At 33.2% G+C, this 17,268-nt stretch carries 19 protein-coding genes and 2 tRNA genes; 3 read left to right on the top strand and 18 right to left on the bottom strand.

Annotated features, from left to right (window positions below; genetic code table 11):
* Positions 1–6: 6 nt before the first annotated feature.
* The 7 genes from I4N53_RS11880 to I4N53_RS11850 all read right to left on the bottom strand — a co-directional run bounded on the left by I4N53_RS11880 (position 7) and on the right by I4N53_RS11850 (position 7,495).
* Complete coding sequence (locus tag I4N53_RS11880) at positions 7–2,181, bottom strand: hypothetical protein (RefSeq protein ID WP_214496338.1); 2,175 nt, start codon at positions 2,179–2,181, stop codon at positions 7–9.
* A 98-nt stretch (positions 2,182–2,279) separates the two neighbouring features.
* Positions 2,280–3,464, bottom strand: coding sequence for a stage II sporulation protein P (spoIIP, locus tag I4N53_RS11875; RefSeq protein ID WP_012994969.1), 1,185 nt, complete (start codon positions 3,462–3,464; stop codon positions 2,280–2,282).
* 70 nt (positions 3,465–3,534) lie between these two features.
* Positions 3,535–4,500: a GPR endopeptidase gene (gpr, locus tag I4N53_RS11870; protein WP_214496337.1), complete on the bottom strand. Its 966-nt coding sequence runs from the start codon at positions 4,498–4,500 to the stop codon at positions 3,535–3,537.
* Positions 4,501–4,505: 5 nt separating this feature from the next.
* On the bottom strand, positions 4,506–4,832 hold the full coding sequence (locus I4N53_RS11865; RefSeq protein WP_012994967.1) for a phage holin family protein: 327 nt from the start codon (positions 4,830–4,832) through the stop codon (positions 4,506–4,508).
* 193 nt (positions 4,833–5,025) lie between these two features.
* Positions 5,026–5,169: a hypothetical protein gene (locus I4N53_RS11860; protein WP_012994966.1), complete on the bottom strand. Its 144-nt coding sequence runs from the start codon at positions 5,167–5,169 to the stop codon at positions 5,026–5,028.
* Positions 5,170–5,193: 24 nt separating this feature from the next.
* Entirely contained in the window at positions 5,194–5,532 is a 339-nt protein-coding gene (locus I4N53_RS11855) for a PqqD family protein (protein WP_012994965.1), read from the bottom strand.
* A gap of 52 nt (positions 5,533–5,584) precedes the next feature.
* Entirely contained in the window at positions 5,585–7,495 is a 1,911-nt protein-coding gene (locus I4N53_RS11850) for an OPT family oligopeptide transporter (protein ID WP_012994964.1), read from the bottom strand.
* Between the two features lie 399 nt (positions 7,496–7,894).
* On the opposite strand from I4N53_RS11850, the gene rpsT reads away from it, so the two are divergent.
* Complete coding sequence (gene rpsT / locus I4N53_RS11845; RefSeq protein ID WP_012994963.1) at positions 7,895–8,176, top strand: 30S ribosomal protein S20; 282 nt, start codon at positions 7,895–7,897, stop codon at positions 8,174–8,176.
* A 26-nt stretch (positions 8,177–8,202) separates the two neighbouring features.
* On the opposite strand, the gene holA is transcribed toward rpsT, so the two are convergent.
* From holA to I4N53_RS11800, 9 genes are all read right to left on the bottom strand, one after another.
* On the bottom strand, positions 8,203–9,219 hold the full coding sequence (gene holA, locus I4N53_RS11840) for a DNA polymerase III subunit delta (RefSeq protein WP_013150148.1): 1,017 nt from the start codon (positions 9,217–9,219) through the stop codon (positions 8,203–8,205).
* Between the two features lie 4 nt (positions 9,220–9,223).
* Entirely contained in the window at positions 9,224–11,497 is a 2,274-nt protein-coding gene (locus I4N53_RS11835; protein WP_013150147.1) for a DNA internalization-related competence protein ComEC/Rec2, read from the bottom strand.
* A 1-nt stretch (position 11,498) separates the two neighbouring features.
* Positions 11,499–12,221 carry an MBL fold metallo-hydrolase gene (locus I4N53_RS11830; protein ID WP_012994960.1) on the bottom strand — a complete coding sequence of 241 codons (723 nt, stop codon included), beginning with the start codon at positions 12,219–12,221 and terminating at the stop codon, positions 11,499–11,501.
* On the bottom strand, positions 12,218–12,943 hold the full coding sequence (locus I4N53_RS11825; protein WP_214496336.1) for an HAD family hydrolase: 726 nt from the start codon (positions 12,941–12,943) through the stop codon (positions 12,218–12,220). Before I4N53_RS11825 ends, I4N53_RS11830 begins: the two co-directional genes overlap by 4 nt.
* Before the next feature lie 76 nt (positions 12,944–13,019).
* Positions 13,020–13,520, bottom strand: a complete 501-nt coding sequence (locus I4N53_RS11820) for an ECF transporter S component (RefSeq protein WP_214496335.1) — start codon at positions 13,518–13,520, stop codon at positions 13,020–13,022.
* A gap of 120 nt (positions 13,521–13,640) precedes the next feature.
* A complete protein-coding gene (locus I4N53_RS11815) occupies positions 13,641–13,826 on the bottom strand; it encodes an aspartyl-phosphate phosphatase Spo0E family protein (protein WP_012994957.1) in 186 nt (61 codons plus the stop codon).
* A 72-nt stretch (positions 13,827–13,898) separates the two neighbouring features.
* Positions 13,899–14,117 (bottom strand): hypothetical protein, encoded by a 219-nt coding sequence (locus I4N53_RS11810; RefSeq protein ID WP_214496334.1) that lies wholly within the window; start codon positions 14,115–14,117, stop codon positions 13,899–13,901.
* Between the two features lie 271 nt (positions 14,118–14,388).
* The gene (gene ilvE / locus I4N53_RS11805) at positions 14,389–15,264 is read right to left on the bottom strand and encodes a branched-chain-amino-acid transaminase (protein ID WP_012994955.1); all 876 of its coding nucleotides are present in this window, start codon (positions 15,262–15,264) and stop codon (positions 14,389–14,391) included.
* Between the two features lie 117 nt (positions 15,265–15,381).
* The gene (locus tag I4N53_RS11800) at positions 15,382–15,552 is read right to left on the bottom strand and encodes a DUF362 domain-containing protein (protein WP_003869538.1); all 171 of its coding nucleotides are present in this window, start codon (positions 15,550–15,552) and stop codon (positions 15,382–15,384) included.
* A gap of 143 nt (positions 15,553–15,695) precedes the next feature.
* Between I4N53_RS11800 and I4N53_RS11795 the strand changes: the two genes are divergently transcribed.
* Together I4N53_RS11795 and I4N53_RS11790 are read left to right on the top strand one after the other, a co-directional pair.
* A tRNA-Gln gene (locus tag I4N53_RS11795) sits at positions 15,696–15,769 on the top strand.
* A gap of 4 nt (positions 15,770–15,773) precedes the next feature.
* A tRNA-Glu gene (locus I4N53_RS11790) sits at positions 15,774–15,849 on the top strand.
* Positions 15,850–15,881: 32 nt separating this feature from the next.
* Here the strand turns inward: I4N53_RS11790 and I4N53_RS11785 are convergent.
* The gene (locus I4N53_RS11785; RefSeq protein WP_214496333.1) at positions 15,882–16,583 is read right to left on the bottom strand and encodes a DUF3307 domain-containing protein; all 702 of its coding nucleotides are present in this window, start codon (positions 16,581–16,583) and stop codon (positions 15,882–15,884) included.
* Complete coding sequence (locus tag I4N53_RS11780) at positions 16,576–17,208, bottom strand: SatD family protein (protein ID WP_013150142.1); 633 nt, start codon at positions 17,206–17,208, stop codon at positions 16,576–16,578. Before I4N53_RS11780 ends, I4N53_RS11785 begins: the two co-directional genes overlap by 8 nt.
* Between the last annotated feature and the right edge of the window lie 60 nt (positions 17,209–17,268).

The raw sequence follows: 17,268 nt of genomic DNA, 5'->3' as shown, positions 1-17,268 counted from the left end.
ACCTTTTTAAGCCATTTCTTCAATAACAAAATGTATTAGCATAGGTCCAACAAATACCATCATTGTAGCTGACGCTACAATTCCTGAATCATTAAAAATAAGCGCAAAAACACTCCCTATAATCGTTGCTACAAAACACGTTCCAATGTAAGTATGCTTTTTAAAAATTTCCCTCAAAACTCCCACAGGTTTGAAAAAAAGAACCAGCAAAACACCTATAAGTGTCAATAACACTCTTGACCATATGGAATATTTTATGAGCTTATAATTCATCAAAAGCTTTCTTTCAAAAATTTGTAATAAAGATTTTATACCCTGGCTTTTTACTAAAGCAAAAGTTTGTCCTATGTGAGTTTGTTGAGAAACTGGTCTTAAAGAATCCAAGTAAAACAGCCCAAGAAGCATTAAAACTATCCCTATACCAATATACAATAGATTTTTTACGTTAATTTTTTTATCATATAAAAGTAACAATGCCACAGCAAAAGCTCCAAAGGCCGATATCGCACCTCCCACATTTGTGCCTATATTTGGAGCTGCAATAAAATAGAATACCAGTGCGTATATCATTGTAGTTATAGCTAAAAGCAGCTTTTTATTCGAAAAAATTTCAAAAGCCATTGTAGTAAAACATAAGACAGCTCCAATCAATATCCCCATATACTCGTTTCCTATGCCATAAAAGCGTGCTCCTCCTATGACGTCATAGCTTAAAAAGGAATTTTTCAGCAAATACTGTCCCGTTACAAGGTCAATTAATAAAACAAGGGAAGTAATCAAGCCTATTATAGCGTAGAAATAATAACCATAAGGATTAATTTCATGAATTGCAATAATTGCTACTGCTGTCAAAAATAATATTCCAACGAAACTATGGGATAAACTGGTATAATTAAACAAAGGTAGTAGCAAAAAAGCCAGAGGAATAGTAGAAACAAAAAACAACAGTGGTTTTAAATACACAGCATATTTTTTTAAAAACAGCAAAACTAATAGGCTAAAAATTAAAATTATTATCTCTAAAACTACATAAATCTTCAAAAAAATAGGCCTATAAGTGTAATTAAAAACTAGTTTATGACTTTCGGATAATAATTTGTCTACACTTCCTTTGTAACCAGAATTATAAAGGGGATGTCCCGTCAAAAAAGTGGGTATAGGAATATCAAAAAACTGTAAAATTGTCGGCATTAAATCTGTATTTGTTACAATACCCACCCTTTTTGTTGTGTCTGAAGTAACATAGCCTTTGGTAAAGCCTGGTCCAAAAAGTATTATGGGAGTTAGATAACTTTTTTGCCCCATGTCTTTAGATGGAGGAAGTGGAGTTAAGACAATGTATAAGGTGTTGGGACTGCCTTCTTTTATAATTTTACCAATAAATTCATCTGCTTTATATAAAGCCCTTTTTTTATTTCTTTCATTAATTTTATCCATTGCATACTCATGGTAATCATTCGCTCTTATCGTATCTCCTAATTGAAAAACTGTTAAGTCAGGCTTCTCTTTCATTTCTGTATATTTTTGATAAAGTACATCATAATCTGTCATAATTCCAAAAGGGCTTAAAGGGTCCCTTTTTAAGACATTGTCACTCACATCCCCAAAGTCTACTATTCCTTTTTCATCCATTACTATAAGAGGCGCATATCTTCTTCGTTCTACACCAGTATCTTCATTGCCAAACACAGCAACAGTTTTTCCATTTTGTTTTAAAAGAGTACCTAATAGACCAGGTACTATAATGTGACTTCTAGTTAGGTTATTTCTCTCAATTTGAGCAAAATCTAGATTTACTATATTAAATATTTGTGGCTTAATACCCGTATTCCTTTTGAAAATTGTAGCGGCTTGTTCTCCATTTACTATTTCAGAAGCGTTAAAATTAAGGGAAGCTTCTTCAGAACCTACAGCTCTTGTCCCACAGCCAATTGTCATATACACATTTTCAGGAGACCTACCTCCGTCGGAATTCACCGTCATAAGTCCATATGTACCATTTTCCATGAGATATTTTATATTAGGAAGGTCATTTGCAACATAGTCATTTAAATTAACTCTATCTACAATAAATATAACTATTTTTCTATTTTTCATACTATTTACTTGTCCATAAGAAAAAGTGCTACAAAGGATTAAAAACGCCAAAACCACTCCAATTATTCTTGCTACAAATTTCATAAAGAACCTCCTAAATCATTGATAATTACAGTAATTTATTTTAACCTTTTTTTTAATTAATATCAACACTCTTATCACTATAAAACAAAAAGCAGTTTTCACTGCTCAAAATCCTGTTGCTGTTTTATTACTTCATATATGGCTTTAGCCAGATATTTTGTAGTTGCAATTGCTTCCTCTAAAGTATTATAATTACTCCCTAATTCAATCAGTATCGATTTCTCAAGAAGATGCTGGTTATATTCACTATAAGGCTTTACCTGTACTCCTAAAGATAAGCCAGGATATAGCTCATTTAATTTATCACTTACCCTTTTGGCAAATTCGTAATTCTTTCTCCAATCTTCTTTCATTTCCGGTGTCCTTCTTGAACCTATAATAAAAGAAACTTTTGCTATTTTTTCTCCGTTTAAATCCATCACATATTTTTTTCTAAATTCTTGATTTTGCAAACTGCTCAAAACAGGAATAGTTTCTACCCCTGGTTTCATAACAGCACCATAGCCATCTCTATGTAAATCGATCGCCACTTTAATAGAAGGATGCTCTTTTAAAATTTTGCTGACCGTTGCAAAAGAGTTTACATAGGATTTGTCATAGTTATAATCATGGATAGTTTTATCGTGTAATACAGAGACTCCTTCTTTTTTTAGATATTCGGCAAGATAATCCCCTACTTTTGCCACAGTATAATTTAAGTCATCTGTCCTGTCATAACCGTGCTTTGCTATATATTTGTTTTTCTCTGTCGCGGCATAAGCCTCCATGGTATGAGTGTGATATATCAAAATATAGGGTTTACTATTATCTATATTTTTTAAAGCTGGTTTTTCATCTTCCTGTGTTTGAGACATGTTTTTGTCACTTTGTAAATTAGTATCAAGGAAATTCTTATTAGAAGAAGGGTTTATTTGGGCATTGTTATTCTGTATATAATTAGTACCTACCTTTTTAAAATCCACCACTGCTAAAATTGGAAGTTGAAATTTCAATATATTAATAGGATCTTTAACCTTGGCATTTAATAAAGAAGAAAAGGTTAAATCCTTTCCTGTATAGCCTTGCGATGCAAAAGCTACTTCTATTATCGGTAGGCTATAATTTATCGAAGTTACAAATAAACTCTCTAATCTATCATACTCCTCTGAAAAAGAATCACTAATTACCTGTTTATACTCATTTTTATAAGATTGTGTCATCCAATTATAAAGAAAAACGTTTATTATCACCAAAACTACAAACATTATCCTACTTATTTTTGATAAGCTATAATACCTGTACAAAAAGAAGCACCTCTCTTTGGTTTTTATATTTTATAAATATTCCATCAAGAGGTGCTTTAGTACTTTATGTTTAATGAAGTAATTGATTCATTTCCCTTTCTGTAAGACCAGGTTGCAGTGCAAGATTTATTCCTCTGGATATAATTGAAGCTATATTTCGCACCAATAAATCTATTTCTTTAGGAGTAACTACAAGATTATGTACATAAGGTGCCAAAACTTCTTGAATGAGACTGTATTTCTCTTGTTGACTCATATTCTTAAGTACTCCATAAAAAGGGCTTTCTTCTTTGGTCTGTTTTAGTAACTCTTCTGTTAAATATTCGATGGTGTCGTTAGCAATTGTTACTGCATCTACTACTGTAGGAACCCCTATGGCTATTACAGGTATCCCTAAGCTTTGCTCAGTAATTGAAAGCCTTCTATTACCTATTCCAGACCCTGGGCTTATACCTGTATTTGAAATTTGAATAGTAGTAGATAATCTCTCTAATCTTCTCGAAGCCAAAGCGTCAATTGTAATTATTAAGTCAGGTTTTATTCTGTCAACTACCCCTTTTAAAATTTCAGCCGTTTCTATTCCGGTAATCCCTAAAACTCCTGGAGAAATTGCACTGACAGACCGAATTTCATCGCCAAACTGTTGAGGTGCATATTCCTTTAGATGCCTTGTTACTACGATATTGGAAACTACACGAGGTCCCAATGCATCAGGAGTTACATTCCAATTACCTAATCCTACTACTAAAACCTGTGTATTCACTGTTAAATTAGCTATTTCTTTAATTATATCCGCCAAAATTTTCGCAACTTCTTGTTCTAAATCTAAATCTCTTTCAATGAGACCGGGGGCCTCAATAGTTATATAGTCCCCCACCGGTTTTCCCATTGCTTTTTCTCCTTCTTCATTTAAAATTTTGACCTTTGTCACCTTTATGCCATCTAGATGTTTTTCATCTACCTTTACTCCTGGAATCTCTCTTTCTTTGTATAATTCTCTCGCTTCTACTGCCAGGTCTGTCCTTATACTGTACATCTACATCACCTCAACTCTGTAGGTACAAAGGCATCAACCAATCCTATCACAAAAGCAGCAATTAGTGAACCAACTATTGTTGCATGAATGGTAGGAACAATAAACTGAGAAACGTATATAACTACTGCCGCCACGAAAAATCCTACTAAACCACGGCTCCTTGGTGAAATATTTTTCCCTAATATTAATTCTACAATATAACCTAACAAAGCTATTACCACAGCTGAAATAAGAGCTCCCCAAAAGCCTGCAACACTAAAGCCAGGTACAAGATATCCCACCACCAATAGCACAATAGCTGATACAATGAAACGTATAATAGTTTGTAACATCAAATCACCTCCTCTAATTATGATTAACAAATTGACAAATTTTATACCATGTATAATTGTATTTTTTACATTTCGCTACCTCCGCCTCTAAATATAGCCATGTATACCGCTAATCCAAATAAAAAAAGCCTTACGGCCTTAAAATACTGGAGAAAACTCGACTTAAAATTTTTTTTGTAAAATAAAAACGTGTTTACCAGTTTTTAACTTCTTCAAACTTCTCTAAAAGTTTTTTCTGTTGTTTCTCAGGCAAATGTACACCTGGCATCATGTAAAGAATATTATCTTCTTTATAAACACGCTGTTGTAAAAATTGTGCATACTCTAACGAAAACAACTCCATATCCTCTTTAGTTATTCCTTATTTAAAATATATCAATCCGTTTTGTCTAAGAATTTTTAAGTATGTTACCAATCTGGGATAAAGTGGCTCTACCTTTGCACCGAATTTATTTGAAAGTTTGGTAGCAATGTCGTAAACTGTGTTTTGCCCATCGCAAAGCCTCCATACCTCAGATCCAATTTCATCAAGGTCACGGTATATATTTTCAGGAAGATCCCGGTAAAAAAATTTTAGGATATTGAATAGTAGCCCCTTTCTAGCTATCTTAAGCTGAATAAGACCGTCTTTTTTTATCAACCAAGAGATTTTATCGTTGCGGATAGGGGTCATTAACATGAAATTTTGATCTTTTCTCAATAGATTAACCTCCTAAAAAAGAAAAAAGTGGAGGAAGGGACTCCCCTTCCTCTTATTCAAGTTCTACCTTTTTAAAGGATTTCCCAATAAGAGTATACATCATTATTAAGAACAATACCAGTCCACCCCACTGCCCCAACACATTATTTCCAATACCTATGTCGATGTTAGCAGCTACTAATGCAGCAATCAGGATTCCCATTATGCCTTCCCCGGCTATAAGACCCGAAGAATAGAGTACTCCTCTTTCGACTTTCTGTTTTAAAACTTCATCGGATTTTTCTCTTCTTTCGAGAATGCCTCTTATCAAACCGCCAAGCATGATAGGAGTGCTTAGATGAATTGGCAAATAAAGTCCAATGGCAAATGGCAATGAGGGTATACCTAACAGCTCTATCACCGCTGCTGAACCAAAACCAACAAAAACCAAAGCCCATGGTAGGTTGCCTTCTATAATGCCTTCGATAACCATTTTCATCAAAGTAGCCTGGGGAGCTGGAAGATCTTTGCTACCAAAGCCGTATGCATTGTTGAGCATTATTAAAATCCAACCAATAACCAGCCCTGAAACTATAACTCCTATCAGCTCACCAATCTGCTGGCGCTTAGGAGTAGCTCCCACCAGGAAACCAGTCTTCAAGTCCTGGGAGACATCGCCGGCTATCGCCGCAGCTACAGCAATAATACCTCCTACGCTCAAAGAAGCAACCATACCCTCTACGCCGGTAAAACCAATAGCCTTAAAAATAACTGTGGTGAATAGCAAGGTGGCGATAGTCATACCGGATACCGGATTAGAGGAACTTCCAACTATACCAACAATACGTGAAGATACCGTAACAAAGAAAAAGCCAAAAATAGCAATGAGTATCGCTCCAACTATTCCCACTGGAATAAGTGGAGAAAATGCAATAATTATAATCAGGATTAAAACGCCAAATAAAACCCATTTCATAGCTAAATCATCATCAGTACGACGCTGTGATCCGTTTTCGCCTTTCATACTGAAACCGGAAACGGATTGAGTAAAGGCGTTTACTATTGTTGGCAGTGCCTTAACTAGGCTTACAACACCTCCAAAAGTCACTGCCCCGGCACCTATATAACGCAAGTAATAACTCCATATACCCCAGTGATCGAGCTCGGATATAGGCACCGAAGCCGGATAAATAGCTTGAGGAATGTAATTGCCTAGGTGCGAAATAAGCGGTATGAAAACTAACCATCCCAGTACAGCACCAGATAGCATGTATGCCGCAATCTTGGGGCCGATTATAAAGCCTACACCCAAGAGGGATGGCAGGATGTCACCGCCAATTGCGGCTCCTTTATAACCTGGTATCTTCCATTCTATTTCTGAGGGAAAAAGTTTCAATCCGTCAGCCAGCAGTTTATAGAACGCACCGATACCTAGCCCTTCAAAAACAGTCTTTGCGCTTACTCCACCGACCTCGCCGGCAACTAGAACTTCCGCACAGGCTGTACCTTCTGGATAGGGAAGCACGCCGTGTTCTTTGACAATCAGGAAGCGGCGAAGAGGTATCATCATAAGAACTCCCAGGACTCCGCCGATAATGGCTATGGTGGAAATCTTCATAATACTAGGGTTTGTTTTCCACAAAAACAAGGCAGGCAAAGTAAAAATAACACCTGCAGCCAAAGATTCTCCTGCTGAGGCTATGGTCTGAACCATATTATTTTCCAGAATTGAATCCCTCTTTAGAATACCTCTAACAATTCCCATTGAAACTACCGCCGCTGGTATGGAAGCGCTTACGGTCATGCCCACTCTAAGCCCTAGATATGCGTTGGCGGCACCAAAAACTATAGCAAGAATGATACCGACAATGAACGAAAAAGGCGTAAACTCTGCTATTATCTGATCTGCAGCTATATACGGAGTATATTCATTTCCGGAAGCACCGTTATAAGCTTGCTTTGAGAGCTTTTTCTTTTTTTCCACTTAATCTTCCTCCTTCTTTATCATCTCTTAATCTTAAAAAAGTTAATTAGTTCCTTCTTACTCTAATTTACTTTTCACCCCCTTGTCTGTTTTACGACATAAGGATACGTAGTAAAGACATGGCTGAAATGAAAACAAACACGCTCAGGAAAGGTTAAAACTTTAAGTTATAATTCCCTTTAAATTATTATACCTTTTATTCTAAAAAAATGCAAACGTTCTTTTAATTTAGATTTAAAATTATAAATTTTACTATATTTACCATAGTATTGAGAAAAAAATTTTTTCTGTATAAATGTTGATAATTTCAAACCGATGTGATAAAGTAAAAAATGTATTAATCCTTGAAAAACTATTTCTTCCGTGGTAAAATTAATTTCGATTGAGGAGGTGAAAGTTTTGGCAAATACAAAATCTGCAAAGAAAAGAATATCAGTTATTGCAAAAAGGACTTTGCGTAATAAAATGATAAAATCAAGAGTCAAAACATTTATTTCTAACTTTAATAAAAGTTTAGCCACAGGAGATATAGAAACAATAAAAGAAAAATTAAGACTTGCTGTTAAGGAATTGGACAAAGCTGTCACAAAAGGAGTTCTTCACAAAAACACAGCAGCAAGAAAAAAATCCAGACTTTATGCAAAATTCAATGCGCTTTTAAAATCAGCAAGTAACGAATAAAGCGTACCTTTAAAGTACGCTTTTTATCATTTACACAATTTTTTTATAAGGTCTTCCAATGTTAAATTGCTATCTCCCCCTGTTTTCAAGGCAATATCACATTTTAAACACTCTTTGTATGCCCTTTCTAAATCCTCTTTTTTAAAAAGTTTGCTTTGTCTTGTTAGTTCTTCTACTACAAAATATGGCACTCCTAAAGAAGATGCTATACTCCTTTTATCTACAAATTTTCCTTCAAAAGTTTTGATTTTAGCAATGAGCCTCATCTGTCTTATTATCATGGATAATATAATAAGAGGTACTTCTCCCTTTTCTAAAAGGGCGTATAAGACTTTATAAGCTTCTTTTTCTTTCTTCCTCCCTATGGCACTAACAAGATTGAAAATGTTTTGTTGCAGGTTTATACTAAGGACTTCTTTCATTTTTTCCATTTCTATTTTTTCGCTGTCCGAATAACAAATCACTTTATGTATTTCATTAACAATAGCATACAAATCAGTTCCTACACTTTTTACAAGGTATTCTGCATCAGCTTTAGTTATCTTTTTCCCACTTTTTACAAAGAAATAGCCTGTATAATTTACAGCTTCTTCAAAAGAAAGTCTTTGAAAATATACTATTTTACCAATTTTTTCTACTAATTTATTAAATTTCTTTCTCAAATCTATCTTTTCACCACCTACGATAATCAAAACCGTTTTGTTCTCCGGCATGTTAGTCTTTTCTTCAATATAATTCATAAGCTTTTTTAAACTTTTATCATTCAATCTTGAAAGTTGGTCCTCCTCGTTTTTTACTAAAACTAATTTATATTCAGAAAAAAACGGCAAAGTCTCACAACTTTCAATGATAGCATTTACATACTCTTCTGGGTCATTTTTTTCAATGACTATGTAGTTCATCTCATAAGTTTCTTCTTTTAATAGCTTTGACTTAAACTTTTTAATAGCGTCTAACAGCAAATATCTTTCTTCTCCGTAAAAAAGATATAAATTATGTATTTCTCCCTTCTTTAAGCTGTCTAAAAGCTCTTTGTAAGTCATCCTTTCACTCCTTAATAACCGTCTTTATATAAGCTTTTTTCCCATCTGTCTTTACAATAATAGCACCATTTTTGTCTGTTCTATACACTTTAGACCTTTCTTGAAGAGATTTTAGCACTCTCTCATGGGGAAGTCCATAACTATTTTTGCCTACTTGGATAATACATACTTTCGGATTGATTTTTTCGATAAATTCTTTTGAAGATGAAGTACTGGACCCATGGTGTGGCACTTTTAGAATATCAGCCTTTATGTCTAGATTTTTTAAAATCTCTTCGGCTGGTTTTTCTATATCACCTGTAAACAAAAACTCCATATCTTTATACTTTATTTTAAAAACAAGTCCATTATTATTTATAGGATTCTCTTCTATTAAATTTAGAGGATCAGGATGTAAAACATATATTTCTACACCATCTACTTTGATTTTATCACCCCTTTTTAAAAACACAACTGGAATATTTTTTGATTTTGCAACTTCCATCAATTTTTTGAAATTGTCATCAGCAACTTTTTGTATTCCTACAAAGATTTTGTTAACCTTCATTTGTTGTAAAATAGTAAGTATTCCACCTACATGGTCGATGTCAGTATGAGATATAAAAACTCCATCAAGTTTCATAACACCTTTATAATACAAAAATGGAAGTAGTATATCCTCTCCAGCATCAAAAGAAGAAATTGAAATTAAAGGTCTGCCTCCCCCATCTATCAAAAAAGTTTTGCCATGAGGTGTTCTTACAAAAGTACTATCCCCTTGTCCTATATCCAGGAAAGTCACTTCTAAATTTTTAGGCAATATATAATTATAAGAAAAAAAGGTTATCATAAAAGTCAAGGCAATTGTAATAAAAATCTTTTTCGTTTTTCTGTCAAAACTACTGAATGTAACTGCCAAAATTCCATAATACAAAACAATTACATAAAGAGGAGGAATAATAGTATTTATACTAGCATAAGGAAAGCTATTGAGTAAATTCGTTATGTACAAAATAGCTTCTACAAAAGGTATGTTTATATAATTTATGAAATAGGACAGGAAAGGTAAAATAAGTCCTATAATAGCCGATAAAAATCCCAAAACAACTGCCACATCTGCCAATGGTACTATTACAATATTGGATAAAAAGGAAATAATGGATATATAGTGAAAATAATACATAGTAAGAGGAATTGTACCGATTTGAGCAGAAAAAGTTATAGCAATTAAATCTCGTATTTTAGGATTTAGCATTGATAATTTTTTTTGTATTGGCTTATAAAAATACAAAATGGCTAAAGTGGCAACAAACGAAAGTTGAAAGCCGACATCCCATAGCATTAGAGGATTAAATATTAATATCAAAAAAGCAGCAAAAGACAGAGAATTTATAGAATTATGTTTTTTACCATAGGTAGTTCCAATTAAAGCGATAGAAGCCATAAGAGCTGCTCTTATAACTGGCGGATTTGCTCCTGTTAAAACTACGTAGAAGATCAATACAATTATAATAATTGGAATTTTATACCTTCTGATGTTAAAAAGACTTAACATATAAAGTACAAAACCTGTTACAATTGCTACGTGCATTCCTGATACCGAAATAATATGTGAAATACCTGCTGTCCTAAATTGCTCCAAAGTCTCATGTCCAATAAGTTTATCTCCTAAAATGAGTGACATAACAAATTTTGCATCTCTTTCGGGCATTGAATTAATATAATTAACTTCTATTTTTTCTTTTGCAGCATATATAACCTTCTCAATAAAATTTAAATTGCCTTTGCTTACAATGTCAACCGCATATTCATCTACCCTCATTAATGCATATATTCCTTTTTTCTTTAAAAAAAGATAGTAATCAAAGCCTCCTGGGTTTGTCGCTTTTTGGGGAATTGAAATTATCCCTCTTATGCTTACAATATCTCCTTCAGAAGGATATTCGCCCCCATATTGAGTAACCAATACTTTAGGTATTTTAGGCGGTTTAACTATATATTTAGCATAGCTTTCATATTCTTTTACTTCTTTTACCTTGCCATTTATAGTTGTAAACTTCCCTTCAAACTTTATATAAGGATTGGGAGAATTGATAGCATTGCTACTTAAAATTGCCCCTACAAAAATAAACGAAATTAAGAGAAGCAAACTAACATTTTTATTTTTCAAATATCCCCACAAAGAAATAGCCACTGAAATTGCTAATAAAATCAAGAAAGCAAAGGAATAAAAAACATATCTTCCAATTATTATTCCCAAAGAAAGAGCTATGGTGAGATATAAAAATGGAAATTCCATTTTATATCACATAAACTTCAAAGTCATTTGCAATTTCTGTATTTTCAAAAAACTTAACCGCTTCTTCATAATAATCATTGATAAAAATAAGCGGCGACAAATGAGTTAAAACTAGTTTTTTACACTCAGCTTTTTTAGCAATTTCAGCAGCTTCTGCAGCAGTTAAGTGGGGCCCTTGCATTCCTGTCAAGAAATTTCCATCACATAGGAATAAATCGGCTTTGTTTGCAAAAGATATTAAATCCTCATTATAAGTGGTATCACCACTATATACAAAGATTTTCTCTCCTTTTTTCATCTTCACAGCATAAGTCTCTACAGGATGCATCATTTTTTTAAAAAAAATCTCTATACCTTCTAAATTTAATATAGTTTCTCCATTTACAATGTGTAAATCGAACACATCTTTAAACTTAAAATCCTCTAAAACATTTTCTGGTGTTTGTGGACAATATACCTTTACCGGTTCAGTTAACATACCTCTTGACTTCATAATATCAAGAGCATATCTTAAAACCATCATATCTGCCACATGGTCAGAGTGTAAATGAGACAAAACTATGTATTTCAATCTATTCAAATCGTAATACCTTTGGTATCGGCTTATAACTCCACTGCCACAGTCCAATAAAATATGAGTATTTTCTTCTTCTACTAAATATCCAGAAGTAGCACCATAAGGTCCAGGAAAAGGCCCATGGCATCCTAATACTGTGACTTTCATAAATTTTTACCTCCCTCCTTAAAGCTACAAACAAACTCATATAAATCTTGGTAACTACCCCTTTGTGTCACTATTATATCTTTTGAATTTCTATTTATCATATAGTCCTCAATTAAGAATGTTTTCATTCCTAACTTAAAAGCTATCAAGTCCTCTTCTACATCATTTCCCACCATATAACAATTTTCGGGTTTTTTATTTATAACTTCTAATATCTCTTCATAGTATTGTATGTGAGGTTTGCAATAATGCATATTTTCATAAGTAGTTATAAAATCGAAATAGCTTTCAGTAAGACCTGCCCATTTAAGTCTTTCTAAAATTGCAATCCTTGGAAATACAGGATTAGTAGCTAAAACAAGTGTATAGCCTTTTTCTTTCAAAATCTCTAAAGACTTCTTGACATATTCATTAGCTTTAATATTTTTCCCCAATTTTTTGTAATCATTTAAATAAAAGTCTTCAAAAAGTACATCCAATTCTTCTTTTGGATAATTAACTTTTTCTAAAAAAGACTCAAAAAACACCTCTTCATTGGTTTTGTTTGGGTCTAAATTGTTTATCATGTCCATGCTAGCACTATAAAGGCTTTTAAACAGAAAATGAGGATCAAATAGAGAAGAAAGTTTTTTTGTAAGGCTTAAAAAGTATTCATCTAACATCTTATCCGTATCGACAGGAAGCAATGTCCCGTCCAAGTCAAACAAAAATGTATCTATCATTGTCATCACCCCAATTTCCTTTCACTATATAATGATATATTTTTGCATAAAAAAAAGCAAGGTTTTAAAAACCCTGCTACACTTTGTTAAATAATTCCAAACGAGATATCAAACGTATCAAAATATACCCTATTATTATACTTGCGAAACCTTGTACTAAATTACTTGGCACATCAACTAATGAAGTTTTAAAACCGTACATAACTCCCCCTGCAATATAGTATCCTAACACCATCCATAAAGCTCCTATAATAAGGAAAACAATCCTTAAATATTCATTAGTATATTTTTTATACATAAGTCCAACAATCAACCCTTCTATCCCTTTAATTATAAAAGTCCACGGTGCCCAATAAGCATAACCTGACAACAAATCCGCTAAAGCTGAGCCAATTCCTCCGGCTATAAACCCCATCAGAGAGCCAAATAAAGCAGAACTTAAGAATATAAAAGAATCGCCCACGTTTATATATCCTTTTGTAGCCGGTGTTGGTATCCGAATCACCATAGTACCGATAGTAACCAATGCCATCATAAAAGCCCCATATACTATTTTTTTCACCTTGTTTTGATCCATATTTTCACCTCCAACAAATTTATGTATGATAGTTTATATTATAGCATACAATTGTAATGGTGCAATCATAACAATATAATAACAAAAAAGAAAAGCCTCTTTTTTAAATTTTAAAAAGGCTTAGATATAGTTTCCCACTGTAGAATACCTGTCTTTTTTGGTAATTATATATGAAACAATCAAATCATCGAGTTTACGACTTATATCAAGCACTTTTTCATAATCAATCTCTTCTTTAGTAACAAGGTTATCTAGTTCTTTTCTTAAGACACTTATCTGTTTTTCTAACACTTCATTACTTTTCATTTCAGTTACCCCTTTTTAAGAGTTCGTATATACAATTTTACCATCATAATACAAAAATTACAATAGGTTTTATTAAGAAACAACTTTTAATTTATCTACTATATTAACTAATTTCTTATAAATTTCTACAATTTCTTGTCCACACTTTACTTTCCAATCAATTTCTCCCTCATTTACCTGTATTGCTTCCTTATTTAGAATTCTATTTAAGATGTCATCACTCTTTATTTTTTCCTTAATGTTCTCCATGCTCCGTTTTAATTCTTCATCTATTTTTTTTACTACACCCATCTCTCTACTCTCCCCATTTAAATGTTTATTATAATATATTCTATATATGTTATAAATTTCCTGCTGAAATTTAAAATTTTTTACTTTTTTTATTTCACCCATAATAATTTTAAAAAATATTTAAAACCTTGTTCGTTGCTAATTATAATCTGTGATAAGCCTTTATCCCTGGCTTTAAATCCACTTGTTTAATCATATCTTCTATAAAATTTTCTAGAATAACAAATATCTCTTCTATATAACAATTGCATGGAAGTTATCCATGCAATTGTTATTCATATACTTTTGTCCCTAAAACAGTAGTAAGTTTTCTAAACTCTTCTATTATCTTTTTTGTTATAGGACCAGGCTTCCCATCTCCGATTACCCTATGATCCACTTCCACTACTGGTACTGCTTCAGCAGCCGTACCTGTCAAGAAACATTCATCTGCAGTATATACATTAAATAAAGAAAAATACTTTTCTTCAAAAGGTATCCCTAATTGTTTTGCGATATCTATTATCGTAGCCCTTGTAATCCCTCCTAATGCTCCTACTGCAGAAGGAGGAGAATATAACGTACCATTTGAAACTATAAAAATATTGTCACCGGTACATTCAGCCACATATCCTTCTTGATTTAAAATCAAAGCCTCTGGATATCCTGCTTTTACTGCTTCAATTTTTGCGAGTATATTGTTTAAATAATTTAATGACTTTATCTGAGGATCTAAAGTCTGTATTGAATTTCTCCTATAAGTAGAAGTAATAATTTTTAAACCATTTTGATACATAGATTCAGGATACAAAGCAATCTTATCCGCTATTATTACAACTGTGGGTTTAGGACATTTATATGGGTCAAGGCCTAAATCACCTTTTCCTCTTGAAACTACAAGCCTTATGTAAGCATCCCTTAAATTATTAATTCTTACTGTTTCAATAACCTTTTCTTTCATCTCTTCCATCGTTATAGGAATGTCAAGAAGAATAGCCTTCGCCATACTGTAAAGCCTTTTTAAGTGTTCATCAAGTTTAAATATAACTCCATCATAAGCCCTTATGCCCTCAAAAATTCCGTCCCCATAAAGATAACCATGATCAAAAACCGAAACTGAAGCTTTTTCACTGTCCACAAATTCACCATTTACATATACTAATCCCATATTTTTATGACTCCTCCTTTACTTCGAATTAATTTAGTAAAATTTTATCACTTTAAAAGAGTTTAGTCAATGTAATGTAAAAACAAAAAGCCTCCTTATGGAGGCCTTTTGCTTTAGTTACTCAGCTTTTATAGCACCTGTTGGGCACACAGCTTCGCAAGCACCACAGTCAATACAAGTATCAGGGTCGATCTCGTATTTTCCATCCCCTTCATGGATAGCATCTACCGGGCATTCCGCCGCACAAGCTCCGCAACTTATACATTCGTCGGTAATGTAATGTGCCATTATTTTCCCCTCCCTGTATACAGTATGTAACTCCACAAACATTATAAATTATTTATACAGAATTGTAAACAGCCCAATAAAACCTTTGTAATGGGTATTGTCAAATTGTAAAACCTATGATATAATTACTTTCGTCAAGACGCTGCCGAATGGTGTAATGGTAGCACAGGTGACTCTGGATCATCTGGTCTAGGTTCGAATCCTAGTTCGGCAGCCATTATGGCCCCATCGTCTAGCGGCCTAGGACATCGCCCTCTCACGGCGAAGACAGGGGTTCGAGTCCCCTTGGGGCTACCAATAAAGGAAGAAAAGGCATCCGGTAGATGCCTTTATATTTTTAATATAGCTTTTATCAGTAACCCTCCAAAAAGAGCTATAAGCATACTCAACATCGTCCCTATTAAGTAGTATTCTGCAAAATCTTTATTATCTAGCTCTTTATACCTCGCAATAGACTTAGCACCAATCACAAAACTAGCTGCCGCTATTTGATTGACGGCAATTAACGTCACCATCAAAGTCCGCTCTAGCATACCAATTATTTTCCCTGAAGACGTTATTTCCATTTTAGAAATATGAATATTTAGACTTAAAAGCACGTATTTTATGAAAATTGCTCCTCCAAAAATGACATAAATATAAATGCAGAATACAGCAAATATTTTAAAGTAGATTTCCGGATAGGAAAAACAAAAGACATCAATAAGTTTTAAAGAAATAAAATAAATAGTAAGAAAATGAAAGATTTGATCTCCTATAAAGAAATAAACATTGTCTGTTTTTGCAATTTTATATTTCAAATAATCAATTATGATATGAACAAAAGATAAAAATATTAAAAACAAAATTGCTTTAAATTTAAAGAAGGGTAAAACCAACAGGTTTAGTACTAGCACAACCAAAAAATGTTTTATAAATCCTTCAATTAGTCCCTTACTTTTCTTAAGCACAATAGAGTCTGTTTGAAATAGGTAATCACTCAAACCATGAGATAAAAAGAGCAATGTTAAAACAAAATTTTGGCTATTCATTTGTATTGCCCTCCAATACAAATTTCAACAATCGGACAATGGCTTTTTCCCCTCTTACAACAGCTTGCCATCTAGCTGCATTGCACCTTTTTGCCACATTTTGTGGCATTACTTTTAAAATTTGAGCCGCTTTTTTGTAGGTTCCATATTTTTCATAATTCATAACTGCCTCCCATTGAGCCCTAGTCCACTTAGACTGTAAAGCATCCAATAAAGTAAATAGAGCAGTAGTAGCTTCTTCTATAAACAAATCTCCAGTTTTCACTATTGTAATAGCATTTTTATCACATAAAGACAAGGCCTCTCTCGCCCTATAAAAAGCTTCTCCGTCCATTTCCCAAGAATTTTTTTCTATACCTGTGGAAATAGATCCTATGCCAATTCCAATGCGTAAACCTGCAGGGAAAAAGTTATATCTGAGATTCCTAACGACAGCTGGCAAAAAATCTACCTGTTTTAAAATTCCTTGTATTTCATCTCCTCTCATGAGTGAAAACTTTACAAGCAAATAATCTTCGCACGCCTCATTTACTTCTTCCACCGCTTTTATAAAATTTTCCCTCTTAATCCCTTTGGCTAATAACTCTCTTGAACCAATTATGTCGCCTGTTATAACTATATACACACGTTATCACCCTTTCATGGGTTAAAATAATAGTATCACCCTTATGAGGGTAATACTATT

It is taken from the genome of Thermoanaerobacter sp. CM-CNRG TB177 (assembly GCF_018588165.1).
Lineage (GTDB): Bacteria > Bacillota > Thermoanaerobacteria > Thermoanaerobacterales > Thermoanaerobacteraceae > Thermoanaerobacter > Thermoanaerobacter thermocopriae.
This window is presented reverse-complemented; position numbering and strand designations above follow the sequence as displayed.